The sequence below is a fragment of the Streptomyces humicola genome, from assembly GCF_024436035.1.
Taxonomy (GTDB): domain Bacteria; phylum Actinomycetota; class Actinomycetes; order Streptomycetales; family Streptomycetaceae; genus Streptantibioticus_B; species Streptantibioticus_B humicola.
On the sequence record NZ_JANFNG010000013.1, the window covers coordinates 72,340 to 95,852 of the forward strand.

Annotated in this window: 23 protein-coding genes; 14 read left to right on the plus strand and 9 right to left on the minus strand. The window is 69.9% G+C overall.

The genetic code is table 11. From position 1 onward, the window contains the following. The first annotated feature begins 4 nt into the window (after positions 1 to 4). The 3 genes from hpnH (at position 5) to NGB36_RS17980 (ending at position 4,443) form a co-directional block, all read left to right on the plus strand. Positions 5 to 1,033, plus strand: a complete 1,029-nt coding sequence (hpnH, locus tag NGB36_RS17970; protein ID WP_255921330.1) for an adenosyl-hopene transferase HpnH — start codon at positions 5 to 7, stop codon at positions 1,031 to 1,033. An 82-nt stretch (positions 1,034 to 1,115) separates the two neighbouring features. Then, the gene (gene dxs / locus NGB36_RS17975) at positions 1,116 to 3,050 is read left to right on the plus strand and encodes a 1-deoxy-D-xylulose-5-phosphate synthase (RefSeq protein WP_255921331.1); all 1,935 of its coding nucleotides are present in this window, start codon (positions 1,116 to 1,118) and stop codon (positions 3,048 to 3,050) included. Beyond that, the gene (locus tag NGB36_RS17980; protein WP_255921332.1) at positions 3,037 to 4,443 is read left to right on the plus strand and encodes an aspartate aminotransferase family protein; all 1,407 of its coding nucleotides are present in this window, start codon (positions 3,037 to 3,039) and stop codon (positions 4,441 to 4,443) included. The genes dxs and NGB36_RS17980 overlap by 14 nt, the downstream gene beginning before the upstream one ends. Positions 4,444 to 4,452: 9 nt before the next feature. On the opposite strand, the gene NGB36_RS17985 is transcribed toward NGB36_RS17980, so the two are convergent. Both NGB36_RS17985 and NGB36_RS17990 read right to left on the minus strand, forming a co-directional pair. Then, on the minus strand, positions 4,453 to 6,489 hold the full coding sequence (locus tag NGB36_RS17985) for a M3 family metallopeptidase (RefSeq protein WP_255921333.1): 2,037 nt from the start codon (positions 6,487 to 6,489) through the stop codon (positions 4,453 to 4,455). A gap of 9 nt (positions 6,490 to 6,498) precedes the next feature. Further along, a complete protein-coding gene (locus tag NGB36_RS17990; RefSeq protein WP_255921334.1) occupies positions 6,499 to 7,326 on the minus strand; it encodes a tyrosine-protein phosphatase in 828 nt (275 codons plus the stop codon). A 185-nt stretch (positions 7,327 to 7,511) separates the two neighbouring features. Here NGB36_RS17990 and NGB36_RS17995 point away from each other — a divergent pair, with 185 nt between their 5' ends. Further along, positions 7,512 to 8,279 carry an SGNH/GDSL hydrolase family protein gene (locus NGB36_RS17995; RefSeq protein ID WP_255921399.1) on the plus strand — a complete coding sequence of 256 codons (768 nt, stop codon included), beginning with the start codon at positions 7,512 to 7,514 and terminating at the stop codon, positions 8,277 to 8,279. Between the two features lie 48 nt (positions 8,280 to 8,327). Here the strand turns inward: NGB36_RS17995 and NGB36_RS18000 are convergent, their stop codons facing one another. Next, positions 8,328 to 8,765, minus strand: coding sequence for an ATP-binding protein (locus NGB36_RS18000; RefSeq protein ID WP_308288871.1), 438 nt, complete (start codon positions 8,763 to 8,765; stop codon positions 8,328 to 8,330). A gap of 140 nt (positions 8,766 to 8,905) precedes the next feature. On the opposite strand from NGB36_RS18000, the gene NGB36_RS18005 reads away from it, so the two are divergent. From NGB36_RS18005 to NGB36_RS18015, 3 genes are all read left to right on the plus strand, one after another. Next, on the plus strand, positions 8,906 to 9,772 hold the full coding sequence (locus tag NGB36_RS18005) for a Sco1979 family transcriptional regulator (RefSeq protein WP_255921336.1): 867 nt from the start codon (positions 8,906 to 8,908) through the stop codon (positions 9,770 to 9,772). Between the two features lie 3 nt (positions 9,773 to 9,775). Next, the gene (locus NGB36_RS18010; protein WP_255921337.1) at positions 9,776 to 10,030 is read left to right on the plus strand and encodes a DUF397 domain-containing protein; all 255 of its coding nucleotides are present in this window, start codon (positions 9,776 to 9,778) and stop codon (positions 10,028 to 10,030) included. Between the two features lie 78 nt (positions 10,031 to 10,108). Next, positions 10,109 to 10,924 (plus strand): SAM-dependent methyltransferase, encoded by an 816-nt coding sequence (locus tag NGB36_RS18015; protein WP_255921338.1) that lies wholly within the window; start codon positions 10,109 to 10,111, stop codon positions 10,922 to 10,924. 53 nt (positions 10,925 to 10,977) lie between these two features. On the opposite strand, the gene NGB36_RS18020 is transcribed toward NGB36_RS18015, so the two are convergent. After that, positions 10,978 to 11,775 carry a trypsin-like serine peptidase gene (locus tag NGB36_RS18020; RefSeq protein WP_255921339.1) on the minus strand — a complete coding sequence of 266 codons (798 nt, stop codon included), beginning with the start codon at positions 11,773 to 11,775 and terminating at the stop codon, positions 10,978 to 10,980. Positions 11,776 to 11,971: 196 nt separating this feature from the next. On the opposite strand from NGB36_RS18020, the gene NGB36_RS18025 reads away from it, so the two are divergent. Then, a complete protein-coding gene (locus tag NGB36_RS18025; RefSeq protein ID WP_255921340.1) occupies positions 11,972 to 12,397 on the plus strand; it encodes an OsmC family protein in 426 nt (141 codons plus the stop codon). A gap of 129 nt (positions 12,398 to 12,526) precedes the next feature. Continuing rightward, positions 12,527 to 12,709, plus strand: a complete 183-nt coding sequence (locus NGB36_RS18030; RefSeq protein WP_255921341.1) for a tail-anchor membrane protein — start codon at positions 12,527 to 12,529, stop codon at positions 12,707 to 12,709. Positions 12,710 to 12,742: 33 nt separating this feature from the next. On the opposite strand, the gene NGB36_RS18035 is transcribed toward NGB36_RS18030, so the two are convergent. Beyond that, positions 12,743 to 13,663, minus strand: a complete 921-nt coding sequence (locus NGB36_RS18035; protein ID WP_255921342.1) for an undecaprenyl-diphosphate phosphatase — start codon at positions 13,661 to 13,663, stop codon at positions 12,743 to 12,745. A 196-nt stretch (positions 13,664 to 13,859) separates the two neighbouring features. Further along, a complete protein-coding gene (locus NGB36_RS18040; RefSeq protein WP_255921343.1) occupies positions 13,860 to 14,252 on the minus strand; it encodes a BlaI/MecI/CopY family transcriptional regulator in 393 nt (130 codons plus the stop codon). 289 nt (positions 14,253 to 14,541) lie between these two features. Here NGB36_RS18040 and NGB36_RS18045 point away from each other — a divergent pair, with 289 nt between their 5' ends. Further along, positions 14,542 to 15,945 carry a glycosyltransferase family protein gene (locus tag NGB36_RS18045; RefSeq protein ID WP_255921344.1) on the plus strand — a complete coding sequence of 468 codons (1,404 nt, stop codon included), beginning with the start codon at positions 14,542 to 14,544 and terminating at the stop codon, positions 15,943 to 15,945. Positions 15,946 to 16,007: 62 nt separating this feature from the next. After that, positions 16,008 to 16,790 carry a polysaccharide deacetylase family protein gene (locus tag NGB36_RS18050; protein WP_255921345.1) on the plus strand — a complete coding sequence of 261 codons (783 nt, stop codon included), beginning with the start codon at positions 16,008 to 16,010 and terminating at the stop codon, positions 16,788 to 16,790. A 12-nt stretch (positions 16,791 to 16,802) separates the two neighbouring features. On the opposite strand, the gene NGB36_RS18055 is transcribed toward NGB36_RS18050, so the two are convergent. Together NGB36_RS18055 and NGB36_RS18060 are read right to left on the minus strand one after the other, a co-directional pair. Next, positions 16,803 to 18,014, minus strand: a complete 1,212-nt coding sequence (locus tag NGB36_RS18055; protein ID WP_255921346.1) for an acyl-CoA dehydrogenase family protein — start codon at positions 18,012 to 18,014, stop codon at positions 16,803 to 16,805. Between the two features lie 155 nt (positions 18,015 to 18,169). Continuing rightward, the gene (locus NGB36_RS18060) at positions 18,170 to 19,012 is read right to left on the minus strand and encodes a 2,3,4,5-tetrahydropyridine-2,6-dicarboxylate N-succinyltransferase (protein ID WP_255921347.1); all 843 of its coding nucleotides are present in this window, start codon (positions 19,010 to 19,012) and stop codon (positions 18,170 to 18,172) included. A gap of 197 nt (positions 19,013 to 19,209) precedes the next feature. On the opposite strand from NGB36_RS18060, the gene NGB36_RS18065 reads away from it, so the two are divergent. The 3 genes from NGB36_RS18065 to NGB36_RS18075 are packed head-to-tail and all read left to right on the plus strand — an operon-like array spanning position 19,210 to position 21,530. Continuing rightward, positions 19,210 to 19,860: an alpha-ketoglutarate-dependent dioxygenase AlkB family protein gene (locus NGB36_RS18065; protein ID WP_255921348.1), complete on the plus strand. Its 651-nt coding sequence runs from the start codon at positions 19,210 to 19,212 to the stop codon at positions 19,858 to 19,860. A gap of 39 nt (positions 19,861 to 19,899) precedes the next feature. Further along, positions 19,900 to 20,346 (plus strand): PPOX class F420-dependent oxidoreductase, encoded by a 447-nt coding sequence (locus NGB36_RS18070; RefSeq protein WP_255921349.1) that lies wholly within the window; start codon positions 19,900 to 19,902, stop codon positions 20,344 to 20,346. A gap of 14 nt (positions 20,347 to 20,360) precedes the next feature. Further along, positions 20,361 to 21,530 carry an MBL fold metallo-hydrolase gene (locus NGB36_RS18075; RefSeq protein WP_255921350.1) on the plus strand — a complete coding sequence of 390 codons (1,170 nt, stop codon included), beginning with the start codon at positions 20,361 to 20,363 and terminating at the stop codon, positions 21,528 to 21,530. A gap of 74 nt (positions 21,531 to 21,604) precedes the next feature. Here the strand turns inward: NGB36_RS18075 and NGB36_RS18080 are convergent, their stop codons facing one another. Then, complete coding sequence (locus NGB36_RS18080; RefSeq protein WP_255921351.1) at positions 21,605 to 23,419, minus strand: APC family permease; 1,815 nt, start codon at positions 23,417 to 23,419, stop codon at positions 21,605 to 21,607. Positions 23,420 to 23,513 lie beyond the last annotated feature (94 nt).

Genomic DNA, 23,513 nt, shown 5'->3' on the forward strand with positions numbered 1-23,513 from the left:
CTAGATGGCCATGCCGCTTCGTCAGACCGTCCGGGTCGGGACCTACCTCTTTGAACAGAAAATGCTTCGCAGGCGCGAGAAGTTCCCGCTGATCGTGGAGCTCGAACCCTTGTTCGCCTGCAATCTCAAGTGTGAGGGCTGCGGGAAGATCCAGCACCCGGCCGGGGTGCTGAAGCAGCGCATGCCCGTGGCCCAGGCGGTCGGCGCCGTTCTGGAGTCGGGCGCGCCGATGGTGTCCATCGCAGGTGGCGAACCGTTGATGCACCCGCAGATCGGCGAGATCGTCCGCCAGCTGGTGGCGAAGCGGAAATACGTCTTCCTCTGCACCAACGCCATGCTGCTGCGCAAGAAGCTCGACCAGTTCACCCCTTCGCGCTATTTCGCCTTCACCGTGCACATCGACGGGCTGCGCGAGCGGCACGACGAGTCAGTGGCGAAGGAGGGCGTGTTCGACGAGGCCGTGGAGGCGATCAAGGAGGCCAAGGCGCGCGGCTTCCGGGTCACCACCAACTCGACGTTCTTCAACACCGACACCCCGCAGACCATCATCGAGGTGCTCAACTATCTCAATGACGACCTGAAGGTGGACGAGATGATGATCTCGCCCGCCTACGCCTACGAAAAGGCCCCCGACCAGGAACACTTCCTCGGCGTGGAGCAGACCCGCGAGCTGTTCAAGAAGGCCTTCGCGGGCGGCAACCGGGCACGCTGGCGGCTCAACCACAGCGCGCTGTTCCTCGACTTCCTTGAGGGCAAGGTCGACTTCCAGTGCACCGCGTGGGCCATCCCCAACTACTCGCTCTTCGGCTGGCAGCGGCCCTGCTATCTGATGAGCGACGGGTACGTGCCCACCTACAAGGAACTCATCGAGGAGACCGACTGGGACAAGTACGGCCGCGGCAAGGACCCGCGCTGCGCCAACTGCATGGCGCACTGCGGCTACGAGCCCACCGCCGTCTTCGCCACGATGGGCTCGCTCACGGAGTCGTTGCGCGCGGCCCGCGAGACGGTCGTCGGCAACCGGGGCAAGTGACACCGCAGTCCGGTCGGCCGGATCAGCGCGGCCCCGCCGGGGGGAGAAGCAGGGAGCAGGGAGCAGGGAAAGGAGGCCCCACGTGTCGTTGTTGGAGAGCATCCGAGGTCCGCACGACGTCAAGGCGCTGGACGCCGAGCGGCTCGACGAGCTCGCAGGCGAGATCCGGCACTTCCTCATCCAGGCGGTGGCCAGGACGGGCGGCCATCTGGGGCCGAACCTCGGCGTCGTGGAGCTCACCATCGCGCTGCACCGCGTCTTCGACTCGCCGGCCGACCGCATCCTGTGGGACACCGGCCACCAGTCGTACGTCCACAAGCTCCTGACGGGCCGCCAGGACTTCTCCAAGCTGCGCGGCAAGGGGGGACTGTCGGGTTACCCGTCGCGGGCCGAGTCCGAGCACGATGTGATCGAGAACTCGCATGCCTCGACCGTGCTGGGCTGGGCGGACGGCCTGGCGAAGGCCAACGAGGTGCTGGGCCGGACCGACCACGTCGTCGCCGTGATCGGTGACGGTGCGCTGACCGGGGGCATGGCCTGGGAGGCGCTCAACAACATCGCCGCGGCCAAGGACCGCCCGCTGGTCATCGTCGTCAACGACAACGAGCGCTCCTACGCACCGACCATCGGCGGCCTCGCCAACCACCTGGCGACCCTGCGCACCACCGACGGCTACGAGCATGTGCTGGCCTGGGGCAAGGAACTGCTCCAGCGCACCCCGGTCATCGGCCAGCCGCTCTACGACTCGCTGCACGGTGCCAAGAAGGGGTTCAAGGACGCCTTCGCCCCGCAGGGCATGTTCGAGGACCTGGGCCTGAAGTACGTCGGTCCGATCGACGGCCACGACGTCGCCGCCGTCGAGTCCGCGCTGCGCCGTGCCAAGCGCTTCCACGGCCCCGTCCTGGTCCACTGCCTGACCGAGAAGGGCCGTGGCTACGCCGCCGCCGAGCAGGACGAGGCAGACCGCTTCCACACCGTCGGCGCCATGGACCCGCTCACCTGCGAACCGTTGTCGCCCTCTGCGGGACGGTCATGGACGTCGGTCTTCGGCGAGGAGATGGTCAAGCTCGGCCGCGAGCGTCCCGACATCGTGGCGATCACCGCGGCCATGCTGCAGCCTGTCGGCCTGCAGAAGTTCGCCGACACCTTCCCCTGCCGCGTCTTCGACGTCGGCATCGCCGAGCAGCACGCGGCGGTCTCCGCCGCGGGGCTGGCCACCGGCGGGCTGCACCCGGTGGTCGCCGTCTACGCCACCTTCCTCAACCGTGCCTTCGACCAGGTGCTGATGGATGTCGCCCTGCACAAGTGCGGCGTCACCTTCGTCCTTGACCGGGCGGGGATCACCGGCAGCGATGGTGCCTCGCACAACGGCATGTGGGACATGTCGATCCTGCAGGTGGTCCCGGGCCTCAGGATCGCCGCACCCCGCGACGCCGACCAGCTGCGCGCCCAACTGCGCGAGGCCGTCGAGGTCGACGACGCGCCGACCGTCATCCGCTTCCCGAAGGAGTCGGTCGGCGAGCCGCTGCCCGCGCTCGACCGGGTCGGCGGGATGGACGTCCTGCACCGTGGGGAGTGCCCCGACGTACTGCTGGTCTCGGTCGGCGCGCTGGCGGGGACGTGTCTGGCCGCGGCGGCGCTGCTGCGTGAGCGCGGCATCGGCGTGACGGTCGTCGACCCGCGCTGGGTCAAGCCCGTCGACGAGGCGCTGCCCTCGCTCGCCGCCGCGCACCGCATGGTCGCGGTGGTCGAGGACAACGGGTGCACCGGCGGCGTCGGCGCCGCCGTGGCCCAGGCGCTGCGCGACGCCGAAGTCGACGTCCCATTGCGGGACTTCGGCATCCCGGCCCAGTTCCTCCCGCACGCCAAGCGCAGCGAGGTCCTGGCCGACCTCGGGCTCACGCCCGCGGAGATCGCCGGCCGGATCGGGGCGACCCTGGCTCGTACCGGCCCTGTGCTCGAGGTACGTGAGGACGCGATGCGGACCGAGGAGGTCGGGGCAGATGGCCGAGGCTGAAGCCGCCGGAGCGCAGGGGTTCGACCTCGGCAGGCTGCTTGCCGAGCGCGGCGCCGAACGCTACGACCTGCATACCAAGTACCTCAACCACCAACTGCCGCGCATGCTGCACACCATTGGCTTCGACAAGGTCTACGAGCGGGCCGAGGGCGCGTACTTCTGGGACGCCGAGGGCAACGACTACCTCGACATGCTCGCCGGCTTCGGGGTGATGGGCCTCGGGCGCCACCATCCCGTCGTACGCAAGGCGATGCACGACGTGCTCGACGCCGGCCTCGCCGACCTCACCCGCTTCGACTGCCCGCCGCTGCCCGGACTGCTCGCCGAGCGGCTCCTGGCCTACACCCCCCACCTCGACCGGGTCTTCTTCGGCAACAGCGGCACCGAGGCGGTCGAGACGGCGCTGAAGTTCGCCCGGTACGCCACCGGTCGCCCCCGCATCCTGTACTGCACCCACGCCTTCCACGGCCTGACCACCGGATCGCTGTCGGTCAACGGCGAGGACGGCTTCCGGGACGGATTCGCCCCGCTGCTGCCCGACACCGCGGTCGAGATGGGCGACCTGGATGCGCTGGAGCGGGAGGTGAGGCGCGGCGACGTCGCCGGATTCGTCGTCGAGCCGGTCCAGGGCAAGGGCGTGCACGCCACACCGCCCGGTTTCCTGCGCGCCGCCCAGGAGGTGTTGCACAGGCGCGGGGCGCTGCTCATCGCCGACGAGGTGCAGACCGGCATGGGCAGAACGGGCGACTTCTTCGCCTATCAGCACGAGGCGGGTGTCGAGCCGGACCTGTTGTGCGTGGCCAAGACGCTCTCCGGCGGATACGTGCCGGTCAGCGCCACACTCGGCAAGGACTGGATCTTCAAGAAGGTCTACTCGTCGATGGACCGGGTGCTGGTGCACTCGGCGAGCTTCGGCGCCAACGCCCAGGCTATGGCGGCGGGACTCGCCACGCTCGCGGTGATAGAGGACGAGAAGATCGTCGAGAACGCCCGCACAACGGGTGATCTGCTGCGCGGGCGGCTTGCCGAGCTCGTCGACAAATACGAGCTGCTCCACGAGGTGCGCGGCCGGGGGCTGATGATCGGCATCGAATTCGGACGCCCCAAGTCACTGAAGCTGCGGGGCGGTTGGACGATGCTGCAGGCCGCCCGCAAGGGGCTGTTCGCGCAGATGGTCGTCGTCCCGCTGCTGCAGCGGCACCGCATCCTCACCCAGGTCTCCGGCGATCACCTCGAAGTCATCAAGCTCATCCCTCCGTTGATCATCGGGGAGAAGGAGGTCGACCGTTTCGTCGACGCCTTCACCGACGTCATGGACGACGCCCACAAGGGCAGCGGCCTGATGTGGGACTTCGGCCGCACGCTCATCAAGCAGGCGGTCGCCACCCGCTGACCGTACGGATCACGAGGTGCGGCCGGTGAGCCCGCGGCGTTCGAGCAGCGGCTCGATCCGCGGATCCCGGCCGCGCAGCTCCCGGAACGCCTCCATCATGTCCACGCTGCCGCCCCGCGAGAGCAGGATGCCGCGGAAGGTGTCGCCGTTGGCCCGCCGCATGCCGCCGTTCTCCGTGAACCAGTCGACCGCATCGGCGTCGAGCACCTCGCTCCAGATGTAGGAGTAGTAGCCCGCGCTGTAGTCGAACGAGAACGCGTGCGCGAAGTAGGTGCTGCGGTAACGCGGCGGAATGGCGGGCAGATCGATCCCGGCCGCCTTCAGCGCGGCGGCCTCGAACTCCTCCGTGTCGCCCGGATCGGTCCCTGCGCCGATCGTGTGCCATGCCCAGTCGAGCACCGTGGCGGCGAGGTACTCGACCGTACGGAAGCCTTCTCCGAAGCGCCTGGCCTCCTGGATGCGGTCGACGAGCTCGGCGGGCAGCGGCTCGCCCGTCCTGTGGTGGCGGGCGTAGTTGGCCATCACCTCGGGCCACACCATCCACATCTCGTTGACCTGAGAGGGGAATTCCACGACGTCACGCGGCACGTTCGTACCCGAGAAGGAGGGATACCGGACGTCGGAGAGCAGGCCGTGCAGCGCGTGGCCGAACTCGTGGAAGAGCGTCCGGACCTCGTCGAAGGTGAGCAGGGTCGGCTCCCCCGCAGGCGGCTTGGCGATGTTGAGATTGTTCACCACCACTGGCCGCTCGTCGAACAGCCGTGACTGCGTGACCAGTTCGTTCATCCAGGCGCCGCCACGCTTGGACGAGCGGGCGTAGAAGTCACCGAGGAAGAGACCGAGCGGCGAGCCGTCCTCCTGGGTGACCTCGAAGACCCGGACGTCCGGGTGGTAGCCGACCAGATCCTCGCGCTCGGTGAAGCGCAGCCCGTACACCTTTCCGGCCGCGAAGAAGACCCCGTCGGTGAGCACCCGGCCGAGTTCGAAATAAGGGCGCAGGGCGGCCGCGTCGATGTCGAGCGTGGCCGCCCGCACCTTCTCGGCGTAGTACGACCAGTCCCACGGCTCCAGCGTGCTGCCCTCCGGCAGCTCGGCGCGCAGCTCGTCGGCCTCGCGCTCGGCGTTGGCGACCGCCGCGGGCACGAGCCGGGCCAGCAGGTCCTCGACGGCCTCCACCGCGCCTGCGGTCATATCGTCGACGACGTAGGCGGCGTGGCTGGGATATCCGAGCAGCGCAGCCCGCTGGGCACGCAACCGCGCTATCTTCACGACGAGTTCGCCATTGCTGCGCAGGCCACGGGTGGTCGAGGCACGGAACAGGCGCTCGCGCACGGCGCGGCCGCCGAGCGAGGCGAGCTCGGGCTGGTTGGTGAAGAGCTTCAGACTGAGCACGTACTTGCCGTCGTGGCCGAGCTCGGTGGCATTGGTGGCGGCAGCGGCAAGTGCGTCCGGGGAGAGCCCGGCGAGTTCCTCGGCGCTGTCGGCGACGAGCGCAGCGGCCTTGGTATCGGCGAAGAGATTCTGCTGGAACGTGGTGGACAGCTCGGCCAGTTCGGCGTTGAGCACACGCAGCTGCTCCTGCTCGGCGGGGGAGAGCCGCGCCCCCGCGCGCACGAAATCAGTGTGACGGCGCTCAAGGAGCCGCAGCGACTCCGGGTCGAGCCCGAGCTCCGCCCGCCGTTCGTACAGCACGTCGATCCGCGCGAAGAGCGCACGGTCGAGCAGGATCGCGTCACGGTGCGCCGCAAGCAGCGGGCGGTAGCGCGCCTCCATCTCCTGGATCTCCGGCGTGGCATCCGCTTGTGCCTTGTTGAAGAACACCCATTCCACGCGGCGCAGCAGGGGGCCGCTGCCTTCCAGTGCGAGCACCGTGTTGTCGAAGGTCGGCGGCTCGTCGCAGGCCGTGATGGCGGCGATCTCGGAGAGCTGGTCGGCCATGCCGCGGTCGAGGGCGGGGCCGTAGTGCTCCTCGCGGATCCCCGCGAAGGGCGGCAGCTTGTAGGGGAGCGTGCTCTCGGTGAAGAAAGGGTTCCCGTTCGCGGTCATCCGCGAACTTTAACCCTCGCCGTCCTCCAGCAGTAGAGCGTGCAGACGCTCGCGGTGCCTGGCCGTGAGGCCGAGGCCCTCGGTGAGGTAGTGGTCGGTCGAGCCCCACAACTCGTCGATGGTGGCGAAGGCGGCGGCGAGATACTCCGTGCGCGCTTCGAAGAGCGGGCTCAGCAACTCCATCACCTCGGGCACGGCGATCGGGTCGGCGTCCGCGCCGCGCTTGATGCGGTAGCGGCGGTGCGCGTCATTGCTGAGCAGGTAGTCCGCCTCGATCGCCTCCCGGTCGACTCCGAGGGCGAGCAGGATCACGGCTATCGAGGTCCCGGCGCGGTCCTTGCCCGCCGCGCAGTGCAGTAGCACGGGGACGGACTCCTCCTCGGCGAGCAGCCGCAGCAGCCGCCCGTGCTCGGCGGTGCGTTCCCGGATCAGCGCGCGATAGGCGGCCACCATACGGGCGGTGCCCTTGCCGTCCCCGAGGGCGCTGCGCAGCGCCGCCAGGTCGCCGTCCCTGACCGTGGCCCAGAAGTCCGCGCCCGCGGCGGGGTCGGAGAGCGGCATGTTCACATTCCGCACTCCGGGCAGGTCGACGTCCGGCCCCTCCAGGGCGATGTCCGTGGCGTTGCGGAAGTCGAAGATCGTGTGCAGGCCGAGGGAGGCGAGGAAGGAGGCGTCGTCCTTGGTCGCGTGCGCGAGGTGGCCGCTGCGGTACAGCCGCCCGTGGTGCAGCCGGCGCCCGTCGACCGCGGGCAGTCCGCCCACGTCGCGGAAGTTGCGCACGCCCGCCAGGTCGGGCTCGGGGCGGGGCGTCGCGGTCTGCGGCGTGTGCTGGGTCACCGGGGCTCCTCGGACGACGTCAGTGAGGGATGAGGGGTCTGTGCAGACGATACGACAAGCGTGGGAAGAATCACGCTTCGTCAACCCTTGGTTACGGTGGCGTAGATCACGTGGTGAGGTGAAGGATGTCTCGCGTGGCTGATGTGAAGAACGACTGCACTGACTCCGCGTCCTCCACGGCAGGCATCGGGCCGGCGGCCGCCATCAGGTCGTACGGTGCGATCGGCGACAGTTTCTCCGAGGGCGTCGGGGACCCCGGCCCCGACGGGAGCTTCATCGGCTGGGCCGACCGATTCGCCGCGCTCCTCGCCGACGGCCGCCCCGGCTTCCGCTACGCCAACCTCGCCGTGCGGGGGCGCCTGCTCGACCGAGTCGTCGACGAGCAGGTGCCGCGCGCGATCGAGCTCGCCCCGGACCTCGTGACCTTCTGCGCGGGCGGCAACGACATCCTGCGCCCCGGCAGTGATCCGGACGATGTCGCCGAGCGGTTCGAGGCCGCCGTCGTGCGTCTGACCGCCGCGGCCGGTGCCGTCATGGTGTGCACCGGCTTCGACACCCGCGGCGTGCCCGTGCTGCGCCACCTGCGCGGCAAGATCGCCACGTACAACGCTCATCTGCGGGCCATCGCCGACCGGCACGGCTGCGCGGTGCTCGACCTGTGGTCGCTGCGTTCGGTCCAGGACCGCCGCGCGTGGAGCGCCGACCGGCTGCACCTGTCGCCAGAGGGGCACCGCAGGGTGGCGCTGCGCGCCGGGCAGGTGCTCGGCCTCGACGTGGCCGGTGACCCGGACGAGCCGTGGCCGCCGCAGCCCCGGCGATCCCGTGCGGAGCTTCGGCGGGAGAACCTCCAGTGGGCGCGTGAGCACTTCGTGCCGTGGATCGGGCGCAGGCTGCGCGGAGAGTCGAGCGGAGATCACATCACCGCGAAGCGGCCCGACCTGCGTCCGCTGTGACCGGCCCTTTGTGACCGGCCCTTGACGAGCTGAGGGCACGGGGCGCCGTCACGGGGCCGTGCCGCGCCCCAGCACCGCCCACACGACGCGCCCCCTGCCGTCCGTGCAGGGAAGCACCCCCCATGCCCGCGCGAGCGCGCCGACGAGCAGTAGGCCGCGCCCGCCCTCCTCGTCCGCGGTCGCCTCGCGGGTGCGCGGCTCTGTCGCTCCCCGTCCCTCGTCGGCCACTTCGAGCCGCAGTGCCTCAGGGGTGAGCCGCAGCCCGCACACGATCTTCTCGCTGTCGCTGTGGCGGACGGCATTGGTGAACAGCTCGGAGAGCACAAGCCCCGCATCGCTGCACATGTCCTCGTCGACGCCCCAGTCGTTCAGCAGGGTTCGAAGCCGCCTCCGTGCCTCGGCCACCTGTGCGCCGAGCGCAGGCAGGTGAAAGACGTCCCTGTGGGACGGGCGCTCTAAACGGAGAGCGTCGTAGGAGGAAGCCACATGCGCAACTATGCTCGCCGCGTTCAACCAATGGCAAGATGCGTTCTGTAATTTGCAGAATCGTAAAGTCAGGCTGTCGGATGCCGGTGCTGACGTCATGACAGACTGCAAGCATTCAGGGGAAGTTGGAAGGGGTGGGCGTGACCGAAGCCCGGTCGTCGGGTGCTCCGACCGTTCTGCGGGTGGTGCTCGGCAAACGCCTGCACGACCTGCGCGAAAAGGCACGACTCAGCTACGAGCAGGCCGCCGAGGCGCTCGACGTCACGCACGCCACGATCCGCAGGATGGAGAAGGCCGAGGTCGGCCTGAAGATCCCGTACGTCGAGAAGCTGCTGCACACCTACGGCATCACCGACCCGGACGAGGTCGAGGGCTTCCTGGCGCTCGCCCGCGAGGCCAACCGCCCCGGCTGGTGGCACCGCTACCGCGACGTCCTCCCCGAGTGGTTCAGCGCCTTCGTCAGCCTCGAAGGCGAGGCCAACCTGATCCGCGCCTACGAACCGCACTACGTGCCCGGACTGCTGCAGACCGAGGACTATGCCCGCGCCGTGCTCCGCTCCGGACTGGCGCACGCCTCCGACGAGGAGATCGAACGCGGAGTGGCGCTGCGCAGGGAACGCCAGGCGTTGATCACACGCGATGCCGCCCCGATGCTGTGGGCGGTGATGGACGAGACCGTGCTGCGCCGCACCATCGGCGGTCGCGACATCATGCGACGCCAGGTGGACCGGCTGATCGAGGCCTGCGACATGCCGAACGTCCGGCTCCAGCTCATGCCGTTCGCCGCCGGACCCCACCCGCTGATGTACGGGCCGTTCCACATCTTCCGGTTCGGGATCCGGGAGATCCCCGACGTCGTCTGCGTGGAGAGCCTGGTCGGTGCCGTGTACCTCGACCAACGCGGCGACGTATCGACGTTTCTCGAGGCCTTGGACCGGATGTGCGCCCAGGCTCCGCCAACCCGGAGCACCAAGGCCGTTCTTGGTGGCATTCGCAAGGAGATCTGACCCATGGACCGCATGCACAACGGGGACCGCATATACAACGGCATGCCTGCCAAACACCTCGGTGCGGAGGGCTGGCACAAGCCGTGGAGCGGTGGCAACGGCGGCAGCTGTGTCGAAGTGATGAAGCTCGGGGACGGGCGCGTCGCGCTGCGCCAGTCGACGGACCCGGAGGGGCCCGCGCTGATCTACAGCAACCACGAGATGGCGTCGTTCATCCAGGGCGCGAAGGACGGCCAGGCCGACTTCCTGCTCTCCTGATCCCGCACTCTCCTTCCTACTCGACTTCCCACTCGACCACGCGACCACGCACGCGACCATCAACGAACGGAGCCGGCCATGACCGAGCAGGGCTTCTCGGCCGAGCAGATCGACACCAGCAGGCCGCACCCGGCCCGGATGTACGACTACTACCTCGGCGGCTGGGACAACTACGAAGCCGACCGTATAGCCGCTGAGAAGGTCATCGAGGCGGTGCCGGAGGCCCGGGCCGGCGCCCGCGCCAACCGCAGCTTCCTCCACCGCGCCGTGCGCTTCGTGGCGAACCAGGGCATCGACCAGATCATCGACATCGGCACGGGCATCCCGACCTCGCCCAACACCCATGAGGTGGCCCGCAAGGTGTCGCCGGGGGCCTGCGTGGCGTACGTCGACAACGACCCGATCGTCGCCACGCACGCCGACGCACGGCTGACCAACACCCCGGGCACCGGCTTCTTTCTCGCGGACGTCCGCGAGCCCGAGACCGTCCTCGGGCACCCGACGATCCGCGACCTGATCGACTTCGGCCGGCCCGTGGCCCTGCTTCTCGTCGCCGTCCTGCACTTCGTCAGCGACGAGGACGATCCGGCCGGGATCGTCACGACGCTGACCGATGCGCTGCCGAGCGGCAGTTACCTCGTGCTCTCGCACGGCACCGCCGATTTCCACCCGGACGGCCTGCCCCAGGTGTCGGCGGTGTACGCGAACGCCACCGCCGCCCTGTCGATGCGCAGCCGCGACCGGATCGCGCCCTTCTTCGACGGGTTCGACCTGGTCGAGCCCGGACTGGTCCAGATCCCCTACTGGCGCCCGGACGGACCGGACGGAGCCGTCGAGGACCCGGATGCGGCGCCGCGGATCGGCGGATACGCCGGAGTCGGCCGCAAGCGCTGACCTGCGGTGAGGGGGGCAGAACCCGGCCGGGACGGGGCATCACGGGCGTGGCATCACGGGCCCGCGGCGACCGCCTGCGCGTAGAGCGACTGCACGTCCTCGTCGAAGTACGGGCTGTAGGAGATATCCGGGGTGTTCCCGCCTTCCTGGTAGCCGCCGATGACGCCGATGACCTCGCCGTGGCCGGTCACCCAGGGGCTGCCGCTGGTGCCGCCGGTGTATGCCGTGCAGTCGATGCGCAGTTGGTGGCCGTCGTAGGCGGTGGTGCGGTTGGCGCAGGTGATCGGCGCGTCGGCGTCGCCCGGATAGCCGGTGATCCGGACCATCTGCGTCATGCTCTGGTCGACACCGAGCTTGTATCCGCCGACGACGTCCTGGATCTCGCGGCCGTCCAACGGCTGGACGGAGACGAAGGCGACGTCCAGGTCCTGGTCCTGATCGCTGTCCCAGCGGGTGTCGGTCGTCGTCCGGCCGAGCGACCACTCCCCGTACGGGGCCTGCCCGTCGTGGTAGCCGGGGACGAAGTACAGGCCGGTGGTCCCGCCGCTGACGCAGTGCGCCGCGGTGACGATGAGGTCCTTGCCCTCGCTGTCGACGACACCGGCGCTGCAGAAGTGGTCGCCTCCGGAGACGGAACCACGGAAGATCGCCCCGTTCATCGCGTACGGCTTGGTGTCATGGATGGTGTGGGAGATCCCCAGACCGGACGAGGAGGTCAGTGCCGCGGCGCTCGCCGTGCTGCTGATGGCCACGATGACCAGCCAGGACAGAACGAGTGCAGTGTTCCGGCAGGAGCGACGGGTCAGGACACGCCCCAGCCGCAGGCGTCTGCGCCACGGATGTTCGACCATGCGGACCTCCTGCCGGTGCGGGGAGCGGATTGCCCTCGCTGGACGATCATCGACACCGACCATGAGAATCGGCTGTGAACGCTCTCAGAGTCGAGTGATTCTCCACACAGACATCGCAATGCGTCGAGATCCGCGATGCGTGGCGGATGATCGGTATGGACATCCGATACGCAGCGACATCGGGAGAGGACTCATCGTGGCCACGACACGTACTGCGCACACCGTCTGGAACGGCAACCTGCTCGAAGGACGCGGCACCGTCACCCTCGACTCCTCCGGGGTGGGTGAATATCCCGTGACCTGGGCGTCGCGCTCCGAGCAGCCGAACGGCAGGACCAGCCCCGAGGAGCTCATCGCCGCCGCGCACTCCAGCTGCTTGTCCATGGCCCTCTCGCACGGGCTGGCCCAGGCGGGTACGCCGCCGACACGCCTCGACACGCGGGCCGACGTCACCTTCCAGCCGGGCACCGGAATCACGGGCATCCACCTCACGGTCAGGGGCGAGGTGCCGGGGCTGGACGAGCCCGGATTCATCAAGGCGGCCGAGGACGCCAAGGCAAACTGCCCGGTCAGCCGGGCGCTCTCGGGGACACAGATCTCGCTCACCGCCTCGCTGGCCTGAGCTCCGCTCCGAAGAGGGGCCGGGGCGGGGCCGTGCGGGAACTGACCGGCCGCCGGCGGCGTTCTTACAGGCAGGCGGACTATGAGTCCGCGATGCGGCCTCCTTGGGCCGCGGATGGAGGGCTGAGCGATGTCGAAGCGCGCCAGGTACACCGGCGGGGGTGTGGCGGTCGGTCTCGTGCTGCTGTGGGTGCTGCCGTGGTGGGCCGCCCTGCTGATCATCGTGGGGGTGCCGGTCGGCGGCTACCTGCTGCTCGACAAGCCGCAGCGTGCCCGGCTGCGCCGCGTCACCCGCAAGGAAATAGACCACTGAACTCCCGCGTCCGTCCCGTGGAGGGCGGGCCGGTCAGCCGATGGTGAAGTACACCAGGCTGCCGAGCCCCGCCAGCGTGCAGTAGACGGCGAACGGGATCAGGGTGCGGTTCTCGAAGTACCGCACCAGGTAGCGCGTCGCGAGGTAGGCGGCGATGAAGGCGGCGACGCTGCCGACGAGCAGCGGCCCGCGCAGGCCGTTGCCGGCAGGACCCAGCAGCGGAGGCAGCTTGAGCAGGGCCGCGCCGCCGATGACGGGTGTGGCGAGGAGGAAGGCGAAGCGCGCCGAGTCCTCGTGATTCAGGCCGCGGAAGATGCCCGCGCTGATGGTCGAGCCGGAGCGGCTGATGCCCGGCAGCAAGGCGAGGATCTGGGCCGAGCCGATCAGCATCGCGTGCGGGATGGAGAGCCGGGTGATGCGCCGGTCCGAGAGCTCGTCCGCAGAGAGGTCTTCCTCGCCGGGCGCGACCGAGGCTCCGGCGCGCCTGCGGCCCGTGCCGCCGCGCCGCAGCTGTTCGGTGAGGAAGAGCACGACGCCGTTGAGGGCGAGGAAGACGGAGGTGGGAACGGGCTGGCCGAGCATGGTGCGGAAGACCTTGTCCAGCGCGACTCCGGCGATGCCGACGGGGATGGTGGCCATGACGAGCAGCCACGCCAGCCGCTGGTCGACGGTGGCGATGCGCCGCTGGGCTATGGAGCTGATCAGCCCGCGGATCACCCGTATCCAGTCCCGCCAGAAGTACGCGACCAGTGCGAGCGCGGTGGCGAGGTGGAGGCCGACCAGTTCGTTGAGGTAAAGCGACCCGTCCGCGGAGACGTTCAGGTCCCGCTTCCACTGCCCGCCGAGCAGGGCGGGAACGAGGATGCTGTGACCGAGGCTGGAGACCGGGAACAGTTCGGTGACGCCTTGGAGCAGGCCGACGCCGATGGCTTCGGGGTAGGTCAGGACAGACATCAACGGCCTTCACGTCGGAGGGGGTCGCGGCCCGCAGAACAGGTGCGCCGCAAAGCGCCGGGCACGGAGAACGTACTACAGCGCGTAGACGATCAGACAGCCTCGCACCGTTGTTCACCCGACGCTCCTCGTGCGTTCACCTGCGAGACGCCTGCGGCCGGTTCAGTGGCTCATGAGCGGCCGGTTCAGGAGCCGTTCAGGGCTGTTCGTGCTCGGCCAGCAACTGGTGCAGCAACCGCTCGTCCTGCGCGGAGAGTTCGGAGACGAAACGCGACAGCACGGCGGCGCGGTCAGGACCGTGTTCGAGCAGCGACCGCATCTGGTCGGCGGTGTGCGTGGCCTCGTCGTCCACCGGCGTGTACGCATAGCCGCGTCCCGCCCGATGACGGGTCAGCATCCTTTTGTCGTACAGCCGCGAAAGGATCGTCAGCACCGTGGTGTACGCGAGGTGGCCGGGGAGCTGGTCCTTGACCTGCGCGGCCGTCAGCGGCCGGTCGGCCGCCCAGAGCGCCGCCAGCACGCCGGCTTCGAGCTGCCCGGCCGCCCGGCGCCCCTTTCTGCGCGTCGCGTGGTCCTCGCCGCCCCTCACGTCACCTGCCTCCTCGTCGCCCCTCCCGGGCCTCCGGGCGAGCGACCTGATCGATCAGACCCGCAATTTACCCGGTCTTGTACGCTCTTCAGCACCTGGTCCTCCACCGGACCGGGTGCAGTCCGGCCCCCTTGAGCCGATCGATCCGGCCTGGGAGCCGACATCAACTACTACACGATGTAGAGTTCCGCGTGCCCGCACCGGGCCGCGTCGCGCCGGCACCCGGCTAGGGATATACCCAGGCATTGGTGCAGTGCATACCCTCGACGGAACTGAAGGCAGGTCGGTCGTGTCGTACCTCGACAGCCCAGCGGGCACGGATCCGGGGCGCATCGTGATCGTCTCCGCGAGCGTCGGCGCGGGCCACGACGGAGCCGCGGCGGAACTTGCCCGCCGCTTGCGTGATTCCGGTCACATCGTCGAGCGGCACGACTTCCTCGACCTGCTGCCCGCCCGCATCGGGAAGGCGGTCTGCGCCGGCTACCACCGGCTGCTGACCCTGGTGCCCTCCGGCTACCAGCGCATCTACGCCTCCACCGAGCGCCACGGTCAAGTAGGCCCCGGCGTCCGCGCCGTGCTGCGCACCGCCGAACGGCGCACCCTGCGGGCGCTGCCCGCGGACACCCGCGCCGTCGTCTCCACCTACTTCGGCGCCAGCCAGGTGCTCGGCGCGCTGCGCCGCAGCGGTCGCCTGAACGTCCCCGTCTTCACCTACCTCACCGACTTCTCCGTGCACCCGCTGTGGGTGGCGGCGGGCATCGACGTCCATCTCGCCGCGCACGCGGTCCCCGCCGGTCAGGCGCGTGCACTCGGTGCGGCCGGCGTCCTCGAGACCGGCCCCGTCGTCAACCCCCGGTTCACCCCGGCCACCGAACACGAGCGGCGAGCCGCACGGGCCCGCTTCGGGCTGCCCGAGCGCGCGCCGCTCGCTCTGCTCGTGGCGGGTTCGTGGGGCGTCGGACCCGTGGAGCAGGCGGCCTTCGAGATCCGGGACACCGGTGCCGCGGTCCCCGTCGTCGTCTGCGGCCGCAACACCGCCCTCGCCGAGCGGCTGCGCGCCTCCGGCATCGAGCACGCCTTCGGCTGGGTCGACGACATGCCCGGCCTGATGCACGCCTCCGACGTCCTCGTTCAGAACGCCGGTGGCCTCAGCTCGCTGGAAGCCTTCGCCAGCGGCCTGCCGGTCGCCTCTTACGGCTGTATCCCCGGCCACGGCCGCACCAACGCCGCCGCGCTCGACGAGGCCGGGCTCGCGGTGTGGATCCGTACCCCCGAACAGCTCAAGCCCATCCTCACCGAACTGCTCGACGGGCCGCGCGGCCACGCCCAGCGCGAAGCAGCGCTCGACCTGTTCACCGCCGACCCCGCGGCAGGTCCCGTCGCGGCGGTACTCCGCACGGTGGAACGACGGACGGTCGCGGCCGCCGAACCGGCCGCCGGTGATGTCAAGCGGCTGATCCCCGGACCGCGTACGGCACCGGACGAGGCTCCTTCGCATGCCTTCGCCGGAGCCGTGGCCGGAGCTGGGGCCGAAGCCGTGCGGCCGCTCAAGGTCCGCCGCCCCTCACGCTTCGGCGCCGCCGTCGGCATCGCCGCCACACTCTTCGCCACCTGGTGGTTCGTTCCCGACGCGGCTGAGGCCGCGGTGGCGCACAGTGGATACAACCTCATTCACGCGGCCCTGGACCGCTGAGCGCCCGGGCGGGCCGCCGCCCGCACACTGCCCACCCGCCGTCTCACCCCTTGGACCGTCCTATGACAGCAGCAGCCCGCCTGGCCCGCACGGCACTCAAGGCCGGCTGCGCGGCGCTGCCCGCCCTCGCCGCAGTCCACGCCGCCCCCGTCGTCTCCACCTTGGGTCCGCTGCGCAACCGGCTCATGCCCGGCCTGTCCGGTGCCGGCCGCGCCGACCACGTGGCGCTCACTTTCGACGACGGCCCGGACCCGCTGTCCACCCCGTTCTTCCTCAAAGTGCTGGACGACCACGGGATCCGTGTCACCTTCTTCGTCCTCGGTTCCATGGCCCGCAGATCGCCGGGGCTGCTGAAGGAGATGGCCGCCGCCGGGCACGAGATCGGCATCCACGGCTGGCTTCACCGGCCGCTGGTGTTGCGCGGCCCGCGCGCCACCTACGACGACTTCGCCCGGGCGCGCGACGGCGTCGCCGAGATCATCGGAGAGCCGCCCCGGCTCTTCCGCCCTCCGTACGGCGTGATGAGCACGGCGGCGCACGTCTCCGCGCGCCGCCTCGGGCTCACCCCAGTGCTGTGGACGTGCTGGGGCGAGGACTGGACCCGCAAGGCCACGCCGCACTCCGTCCACCGCACGGTCACCGCCGATCTGCGAGGCGGCGGCACCATCCTGCTCCACGACTCCGACTGCACATCGGCCCCGGGCGCCTGGCGCTCCACCCTCGGAGCACTTCCGCTGCTCCTCGACACCTGCGCCCGCCGCGGCCTCGACGTCGGCCCGTTGCGCGACCACTTCACCGCGACGGCCGCGACGGCGTGCTGCGGCCGTACGGAGCAGCGCCGGTAGGGGGCCGAGCGGTCAGCGGGGTGTGAGCACCCCGGACTGCGCCGTACGCCCGCTGGTGCGGGTCATCAACGAGTGCGCCAGCACGCTGTAGAGGGTGTCGTTCGGGCCGTCCGCGATGCGCAGTCCGCGGATGTCGCGCAGCCGCTTCTCCATCGGGGTGCGGGAGGTGTAGCCCTCGCTGCCGTGCAACTGGAGGGCGAGGTCGACGGCGCGGAAGGCGGCGTCCGTGGCGAACGCCTTTGCGGCGGAACAGCCGGGGACGTCGATGTCGTCCTGGTCGATCCGTTCGAGGAGGGAGAAGCACCACGCGGTGGCCGCCTCGATCTCGGCCGCTGCGGCGCCCAGTCTGGCGGCGACGGAGGGTATGGAGGCGAGCGAGGAGCGGCCGACGGACCGCGCCTGCGCACGTGCGGCGGACTCCGTGATCGCGGCGTCGGCGGCGCCGAGGCAGACCAGGGCCATCATCACCCGCCACGCGGAGAAGTGCGTGTCGAAGATGCGGCGGCCGTCACCGGGGGCCGCGAGCAGGCAGTCCTTGCCCAGGCGTACGTCGACGAGGTGCAGGTGTCCGAAGCTCCAGCCCCTCATGCCCAAAGGGACCGTGGTCTCGGTCAGGACGCCCGTGGCGTCCATGGGCAGCCACACCGCGGAGAGCGGCACCTCGCGCAGGTCGCGCGTCTCCGCTGCGCCAGGCTCGACGATCTTGCAGAAGACGACGAAGCCCGTCGCCTCCTCGACCCTGCTGATCAGACCTTTCGTGCCGGAGAGCACGAGATGGTCGCCATGGTCGAGCGCCACCGTCCGCAGACCGCCCAGGTCGGAGCCGGAGTGCGGCTCGCTGGACGCGACGCCGGCCAACTGGCCCTCGACGACGACGCGTTCGCGGACCTGACGGACGACGTCGGGTGTTCCGTGGCGCAGAGCCATCGCGCCGTGACCCGAGCTGAACAGTTCGCGTGCGTCGCAGTCCCGTCGCCCGGCCAGGAACATCGCGAGCCCCTGGGCGACACGCCCGGACTGCCAGGGTGCCCCCGAGGACGCGACGTCCAGGCCGGTGAGCCCGGCTTGCGCGGCTTCCCGGCGCAGCGTCAGCCAGTCGGGTCGGGGATCGTCCTCCGTGAGCGGCGTCGGCAGCCGGCTGTCGAGGAAGGCCGTGATCCGGGAATGCAGGTCTTCGAGTCCGCGGTGTTTCGCGAGAAGCGGGGCAACTGCGTGGCAGAACAAGGCGGATACTCCTTGAGCGATTGTGTCGGGAGTTGTCGGAAGAGCGCGAGAGGACGGAGGGCCGGGCGGTTCGCGCCTGGCGGCGTGCCGCTCGCGCAGCGGCGGAACGGGGCGCCGGATCTGATGGCCCGGCGCACGCTTTCCGGCGCACGTTTTCAGATGTGCGGCGCCTTTTCGCGCAGGACGTCGTTGAGCATTGCCTTGTCGTGGCGCTGACCGGGTTCTAGGCGCTTGATCACGAGAACGCACGGCAGGCCGAAGGTGCCGCCGGCGAACTCGCGGGGCCGGGTGCCGGGAACGGCGACCGTCCACGCGGGGACCTCGCCCCTGCCGAGCTCGGCGCCGGTCGCGGCGTCGATCACGGGGATCGAGTCGGTGAGCAGCGCGCCCGCCCCGAGCACCGCGCCCGCGCCGACCCGGGCGCCGCTGTAGATCATGGATCGGGCGCCGACGAAGGCACCGTCCTCGATGACCACGGGCCTGGCGGTCGGAGGCTCGATCATCCCGCCGATGCCCACGCCGCCGGAGAGGTGAACGTTTCGGCCGATCTGGGCGCAGGAGCCGATGCCGACCCACGAGTCGACCAAGGTGCCTTCGCCGACGTAGGAGCCGATGCCGATATGACTGGGCATCACCACGACGCCCGGGGCCTGGTAGCTGCCCCATCGGATGACGGCGCCGGGCGACACCTGCACGCCGGAGCCGGCGATTCCGGACTTCAGCGGAATCCGGTCCGCGCACTCGAACGGCCCGAAGCCGCTCTCCGAGGGGCGGGCCAGCTTGTACAGCAGAAGAATTGCTGTCTTCAGCCATTCGTGGACCACGACGTCGCCGTCGACGAGCTCGGCGACCCGAGCCACTCCGGTGTCCAGAAGGTTTATCGCCTCTTTGACGGCGGCGAGAGCGGCGGGATCATCCGCGGTCAGCTCGGCTCGCCGTTTCCAGAGTTCTTCGATTTCACATTGCAGGGGTGCCGGGACGGAGGCACTGCGCGGCATTCCACGCCTCTCTGTGACAGAAATCATTGGACGTGCCGTCACGTGCCGTGGAACGCCTGTTTTCCTGACCGGCCATCACGAGCAATGCGGCAGCCAACCATACCCAGGGCGGGTGCATTCATCAAAAATGAAGAAATGGTAGAATATTTGACTACTAATGCGCCGGGAGGCGAGGAGAGCGGGAAGACGAGGAGAGGATGAACGGCGAACTGTTTCCGCGCGGCAGCATGGACCTTGCCACCGGAGCCGTCCATGTGCCCGACTGGCTCGACCTCGCAGCCCAGCGCGAGCTGGTGACGGCATGCCGTGCATGGGCCCGGCCGCCTGCCGGGCTGCGGACGGTGCGCATGCCACACGGCGGCGAGATGTCGGTGCGGCAGGTCTGCCTGGGCTGGCACTGGTTCCCGTACGGGTACGCGCGTACCGTCGCCGACGGCGGGGGCGAGCCCGTCAAACCGTTCCCGCCGTGGCTCGGCGATCTCGCACGCAAGGCTGTGGCGGAAGCTTACGGGCGGGCGAGCACCGAGCCGTACGACATCGCGCTCGTCAACTTCTACGACGCGGGTGCCTCGATGGGCCTGCACCGCGACAGCGACGAGTGGTCCGACGCACCGGTGGTGTCGCTGAGCCTCGGCGACACCTGCGTCTTCCGGTTCGGGAACACCGAGACCCGCACTCGTCCGTGGACCGATGTCGAGCTGCGAAGCGGCGACCTGTTCGTCTTCGGCGGGCCCTCCCGTCTCGCCTATCACGGAGTGCCCCGCACCCGCCCGGGTACGGCACCGCCGGAGCTCGGTCTGACCGGACGGCTGAACATCACCCTCAGGGTGAGTGGCCTGGACGGGTGACGAGCGGAACACCTGGTCCCGGCCGTGCGTTGAGCGGGCATGACGGGAATCGACGAGCGCCAGGATGCGCTGCTGCAGCTGCTCACCGAAGTGGACGGCGGGGTCCTTGTCACCCTCAAGAGCGATGGGCGACCGCAGCTGTCCAACGTCATCCACGCATACGACCCCAAGGAACGGATCATCCGCGTCTCCGTCACCGATGATCGTGCCAAGACGCGCAATCTGCGACGCGACCCACGCGCCGGCTACCACGTCACGACCGCCGACCGCTGGTCGTGGACGGTCGCGGAGGGCACCGCCGAACTGTCGGCCGTCGCCGCGGAACCGCATGATGCGGCCGTCGACGAACTCGTCGAGCTCTACCGCGCGATGCGCGGTGAACACCCGGACTGGCACGAGTACCGCGCGGCGATGGTCAGGGACAGGCGCGTCGTCATGCGGCTGCACGTCGAGCGCGCCTACGGCCAGCCGAGGCAGCGCTCATGACGGGCCGGCGGTCCATGACCGGCAGGTGGCGGCCCCGGGCCTTCGGCTCCGAGCCGGAGGGCGAGCGGCGGGCACGCATCCAGCGCTCGCCGAACTACGCCGACGGCGCTTTCCGCAACCCCGTCGCCGTCGAGACCCTGCCGCGCGGATCGGCCTGGGCCTTCCTCCGTACCCAACTGCGCAAGTCCGACCGGATGCGCAGACGGCCTGCCGCAGCGCCCCCGGTGCACCAGCTGACCGCCGCCGAGCTCGCCGAACCGCCCGCCACCGGGCTGCGGCTGACCTGGATGGGTCACTCCAGCGTGCTCGCCGAGATCGACGGGCGGCGAGTGCTGTTCGACCCGGTGTGGGGCGAACGATGTTCCCCGTTCTCCTTCGCCGGACCGCGCCGCGTGCATCCGACGCCGCTACCGCTGGGCGCCCTCGGCGACCTGGGACCGCTCGACGCGGTGGTCATCTCGCACGACCACTACGACCACCTCGACCTCCCGACGATCCGCCGACTCGTCCGCACCGGCACCGTGTTCGCCGTGCCGCTCGGCGTCGGGGCGCACTTGGAGCGCTGGGGCGTGCCGGCGGACCGGATGGCGGAGCTCGACTGGAACGAAACGGTGCAGATCGAGGGCCTCACCCTCACCGCGACCCCGGCACGCCACTTCTGCGGGCGCGCGATCAGGAACAGGCAGCGGACATTGTGGGCATCGTGGGTGGTCGCCGGGCCCGGCCACCGCATCTACCACAGTGGCGACACCGGCTACTTCCCCGGCTTCGCGGAGATCGGCGAGCGGCACGGTCCGTTCGACGCCACGATGATCCAGATCGGCGCGTACAGCGACTTCTGGCCGGACATTCACATGACGCCACCGCAGGGAGTCCAAGCCCACCGTGACCTGCAAGGACACAAGCCGCACGGTGTGATGGTGCCGATTCACTGGGGCACCTTCAACCTTGCCCCGCATCCCTGGGCCGAGCCCGGCGAGTGGACGAAGGATGCAGCCGAGGAGGCCGGACAAGCGGTGGCGTTCCCCCGGCCCGGCGAACCCTTCGAGCCTTCTGGGAAGCTCCCCGCAGACGCTTGGTGGCGAGCGGTATCCGTGCCTATCGCCCACCCGTGGCGCCGCTCCACGACGCCGGATGCCGCACCGGCCGCCCGGCGCGATCTCGACCTCGCGGGTGAGCGCTGACGCCGGGCATGAACGATCTCGCGACCATGGCGCGGTGGGTGGACGCCCCCCATCGCCGCGCCGCACGGTGTCGATCACAGGCTCAGGTGGTACGGGAGCAGGCAGACGATGACGTCGCAGCGGGCGCTCAGAACGGTGGCGAGGAGAATGCCCCGCTGGTTCTGCAGGATCCGGTAGCGGCGGTGCCGGGGTTCAACCTGCGGGATGAGCACCGCGACCTGCCTGTTGTCGCGGGCGGCCCGCTCGACGTAGTCGACGACCGGGTGGATCAGCGAGTGATGGGGGCTGTCGATGATGTCGAGCCGTACGCCGGGGTTCCACTGCTCCCAAGCGGCGCGCATGGCATCGGCCTTGGCCGGGTCGGAGTGGACCGCCACCACGACGACCTCGCCACTCAGGGAGCGCGCAGCGGTGATCGCACGTTCGGCGACCTTGCTCACCTCGCCCAGGGGAACGATCACCAGGCTGGTGGTTTCGGATGGTGGTGGTGGAATGCGGCCGAGCATGAGCTCGGCGCCGACGGCGGTGTAGTAGCGCTCGATCCGGGCGAACAGCAGCATCATCAGCGGAACCGCGAGGACGACGACCCAGGCTCCGGCGAGGAATTTAGTGGCAAGCAGGACGATGCCCGCGACGGCGCTGAGCATGGCCCCGGTGCCGTTGATCACCGCTCGCACCACCCACCCATCGGGGCGCAGCTTCGTCCAGTGCCGCACGAGTCCGACCTGGCTGATGGTGAATCCGATGAATACCCCGATCGCGAACAGCGGGATCAGCCGCTGGGTGTCGCCGCCGACGGCGATCAGCAGCGCGAGGGACAGCAGGGCCAGGGCGACGACGCCATAGCGGTGCACCGGCCGTTCCGCACGCAGCGCGAGCAGATGCGGCAGGCGGTGGTCCTTGGCGAGCAGGCTCATCAGCACCGGCAGGCCGCCGAAGCTGGTGTTGGCGGCGAGGCCGAGTACCAGGGTGACGAGGAGGTTGGTGGCGTAGTACGCCCAGCCGGTGCCGTAGGCGGCCGCGGTCAGCTGGGCCAGGAGCGTCACGCCGCCGCGCGGAGCCACATGGTAACGGCGGATCAGCACCGACAGCCCGATCAGCATGACGCCGAGCAGCATGCCAAGCATCAGTTCGGTGGCCTGCGCTCGCTTGACGCGCGGCGTGCGGAACATCGGCACGGCGTTGGCGATGGCCTCCACCCCGGTCAGCGCGGAACATCCCGCTGAGAAGGACTTCAACACCAGCAGCACGCTCAGCGCTTGCGTGACGTGGACGGACTGGTTCGTGCCGACCGCTGCGGCGGGGTGGGTGCGCAGCAGCCCCACGATGACGACTCCGAGCACGCTCACGACGAAGAGCACCATCGGCAGCATCAGCGCCCGGGCGCTGTCCGCGACACCACGCAGGTTCACGGCGGTCAGCAGGGCCAGTCCGATCATGCAGATGAGCAGGAGGTGATGGGCGAGTGGGGGGAAGGCCGATGCGAGGCTGGCGGCGCCTGCGGCGAGACTCACCGCGACGGTGAGCGTGTAGTCGACCACCAGGCTGGCCGCCGCCAGCAGGCTCACCCGTGTGCCGAGATCCTTCTTCGCCACCGCGTACGCGCCGCCGCCGTCCGGGTGAACGGCGATCACCTGGCAATAGGAGATGACGAGCACGCCGAGCAGCCCGGCAATGACCAGCGTGATGGGCAGCGCTGCGGTGATGGCCCCTGACCCGGCGGCCACCAGCGTGACCACGATCGCCTCGGGGCCGTACGCCACCGAGCTCAGTGCGTCCAGCGAGAGGGCGGCCAGCCCCTCGATGCTGGTCAGATGGGACTTGCCGCCCTCGCCGTGAAGCCGCGGAACCTTCGGGTGAGTCTTCCTGGAAGCCAGTCCGAACGTCACTCCACCCTCACCTGGCCCCTCGCGGCCGCCCGGCGCCGCGCCCACGCCGAGCGCCGGGCGCTGCAGCGTCCCATTCCCTCAAAGGTCCCTCAAC